The organism is Kitasatospora sp. NPDC004799, from assembly GCF_040609095.1.
Taxonomy (GTDB): Bacteria; Actinomycetota; Actinomycetes; order Streptomycetales; family Streptomycetaceae; genus Kitasatospora.
Window position 1 is genome coordinate 1 of sequence record NZ_JBEXJK010000681.1, and the last position, 2,497, is coordinate 2,497.

Here is a 2,497-nt window from a genome sequence, read left to right on the forward strand (position 1 = left end):
TCCGGGCGCTGGGCCCCACCGCGCGGGGGGCGCGGTGCGGGCGGGTCGTGCTGGGTCCCCCCCCCCCCCCCCGGCCCGGGTACGGACGAGGTGTCCGTGGGTGGATCCCGTCAGAGCAGCGCGGCGCCGACGATCGGGCCCACCGTCTTGACGACGCTCCAGGCGTCGTCCCAGAAGCTGTCCGCCTCCACGCCCGGCCCCTGGCCCAGGGCGCCGCCGGCGCGGCCGGTGCGGTCGACCGGCGGAGCGAGCCTCGGGAGCTGCGGGGTGGGGGACCACGCCCGGTGTTCCTCGCGGACGTTCTCCATGGTCATGGTCGCTCTTCCCTTCGTGTGTGCGGGGACGGTCGGTACGGGTCAGTAGAGGCCTCCGATGGCGGGTGGTGGGGGCGGCAGGCAGCCGGGGGTCGGCGCACCGCCGCAGGCCCAGGGGGCCGGGTCCGCGAAGCTGGGGCCGAAGAGGCCCCCGGGGCCGTCCATGATCAGGATGGTCGTCCGATCGGCGGGAGCCGCGTTCTGCTTCATCGCGAGGCCCAGGGCGGCGGTCGGCCGCGGGCCGCCGGTGAATCCGACCATCGTCCTGGCGGGCGACACGGCCGCGTTCCGTTCGTCGCCGACGTCGACGGTCTCCTTGTACACCTTCAGGTACGCCTCGTAGCCGACCTTGCGGTCGATCGGCGGCACCTGGGGCGGCGGCTGCTCGTACATGGTGCTGTCTCTCCTGTTCGGTGCTCGGTGGCCGGCCGCGCGGGGCGGCGTCACCGGGCGGGGTGGCCGACGACGGACCGCTCAGGGCCCGTCGCCGACGCGGGACACCTCGTCAGAAGAGGCTGGAGGCCACGTTCGCGATGGTGCCTGCGAGCTTGCCCCAGTCGAAGTCGGCCTCGACGCCGGGGGTGTCGCCCAGGGCGCCACCGGTGCGGCGGGTGCGGTCCACCGGCTCCGCCAGCTTCGGGAGCTGCGGCGTGGGGGTCCACGTCCGGCGCTCCTCACGGAATTCTTCGTTGGTCATCTCTGCTCATCCCTTTCTCGTTGTGCTGGTGGCACTCCGTCCTGCGCCGGGCCCGCGAGGGGCGGGCCGTCAGAGGGCGGCGTAGCACATGCTCCGGGCGGGGCCGGTGAGGCCGGCGCAGGCCGACTTGGCCGGGACGACGCCCGGCCCGCCGGACAGGGAGCCGGTCTCGTCCCTGCCGTCCCGGCGGACCGGTTGGGCGAGGACCGGCAGCCTCGGCGTGGGCCTGGGGAGCGCTGCGGGGGTTTTCATGATCCGCCTCCTCCTGACGGGTGGCGTGGGGGCGGCGTGCCGTCGGCGTGGACACCGACGGTGCCGGGCGGTCAGTACTCCAGGAACTGGTGGGCCGGCGCCAGGGTGACCGGGAACTCGTCGCTGACGTCCACCGTGAACAGCATGGAGACCCGTGCGCGCCGCTCGTTCTCGGGGTCGAAGAAGCTCACCTTCACGTCCTGGCAGTCCGATCCCATGCGGCAGTACGGGCTCTTCGCGACGGAGACGGTGTCGATGCAGTACAGGGAGATCGGCTTGTCGGCCTCCGTCGCCGTGGTGGTGGTGGGGACGCTCTGGCCCAGCAGCATGGCCTTGCTGATCGGGCCGGCGACCGAGAACGCGTTCGTCCCGGCGGAGTTCAGGGCCCGGTCGGCGGAGGTCTGCCCGAGGTTGCGGAACTGGTAGTAGACCTTGTCGAGGAACGCGTCCATGGTCTTGCGGATGTAGGTCTCGTCGACCCTCAGCGCATCGCGTTGCGCCTGGTCCGTGACGGCCTTCACCACGGCGTCCACCAGCTGCTTCTGGTACCAGATGTAGACGCCGCGGCTCTTGACCTCGACGACCGGCACGACCTGGCCGGAGAACAGCCGGACGGTCCGGTCGGTCAGCCGGCCGGGGATCGAGATCCGGGAGATGTAGCCGTCCTCGTCCTGGGTGTACTTGTGCTGGCCGAGGTACGCGTCGCGGAAGGACCGGTAGACCGTGGACACCGGGGGAGCGGGCGCGGCGAGTGACAGCAGGGCGTCCGCGAGCCTGCTGTGGTCGTTGATGAGCGCCTCCACCTCCGCCTTCGTCCCGAGCTGCACCAGGGGGTTGCTGCTCCAGTCCATGCCGACCGCGGGTTCGGCCTCCATCGCGTAGACGGGTGTGCTCTCCAGGTTCAGCGTCCAGGTGACCTTGTCGGAGGCCCACGGGTTGGCGGTCAGGTACGCGTGCAGCTGCTCGGCGTCGTAGGGGTTGGCGGGCAGTTCCCTCGTCACGCCCGGCTGGCCCTCGACCTCCCGCTCGACCGGGTCCATCAGCTGGCGGAAGCTGTCCCGGCGGGCCTCGGTCCGGAAGTCCACGCCGACCTGGCCGATCGCGTACACCAGCGGACGGTCGTTGGTGGAGGCACAGGACGGCCGGACCCCGACGCCCACCGGTACGGTCCCGGACGGCACGGCCCCCGAGGGCCCGCCGCCCTGGCACGCGCAGGGGGCCGCCGGGGCCTGGC

4 protein-coding genes and 1 pseudogene are annotated in these 2,497 nt (G+C 72.6%); all 5 read right to left on the reverse strand.

The features are described from left to right. Nucleotides 1-110: 110 nt before the first annotated feature. Nucleotides 111-314, reverse strand: coding sequence for a hypothetical protein (locus tag ABZW03_RS39810; protein ID WP_355269622.1), 204 nt, complete (start codon nucleotides 312-314; stop codon nucleotides 111-113). A 42-nt stretch (nucleotides 315-356) separates the two neighbouring features. After that, nucleotides 357-707 carry a hypothetical protein gene (locus ABZW03_RS39815; protein WP_355269624.1) on the reverse strand — a complete coding sequence of 117 codons (351 nt, stop codon included), beginning with the start codon at nucleotides 705-707 and terminating at the stop codon, nucleotides 357-359. Nucleotides 708-819: 112 nt separating this feature from the next. After that, a complete protein-coding gene (locus ABZW03_RS39820) occupies nucleotides 820-1,011 on the reverse strand; it encodes a hypothetical protein (RefSeq protein WP_355269625.1) in 192 nt (63 codons plus the stop codon). 69 nt (nucleotides 1,012-1,080) lie between these two features. Then, the gene (locus tag ABZW03_RS39825; protein WP_355269627.1) at nucleotides 1,081-1,263 is read right to left on the reverse strand and encodes a hypothetical protein; all 183 of its coding nucleotides are present in this window, start codon (nucleotides 1,261-1,263) and stop codon (nucleotides 1,081-1,083) included. Between the two features lie 71 nt (nucleotides 1,264-1,334). Continuing rightward, a pseudogene (locus ABZW03_RS39830) lies at nucleotides 1,335-2,497 on the reverse strand (hypothetical protein); the annotation flags it as partial.

Excerpts from the sequence above, each read along its gene's own strand:
- ABZW03_RS39810 (WP_355269622.1), bottom strand. The coding sequence starts at position 314 with ATGACCATGGAGAACGTCCGCGAGGAACACCGGGCGTGGTCCCCCACC.
- ABZW03_RS39815 (WP_355269624.1), bottom strand. The coding sequence starts at position 707 with ATGTACGAGCAGCCGCCGCCCCAGGTGCCGCCGATCGACCGCAAGGTC.
- ABZW03_RS39820 (WP_355269625.1), bottom strand. The coding sequence starts at position 1,011 with ATGACCAACGAAGAATTCCGTGAGGAGCGCCGGACGTGGACCCCCACG.
- ABZW03_RS39825 (WP_355269627.1), bottom strand. The coding sequence starts at position 1,263 with ATGAAAACCCCCGCAGCGCTCCCCAGGCCCACGCCGAGGCTGCCGGTC.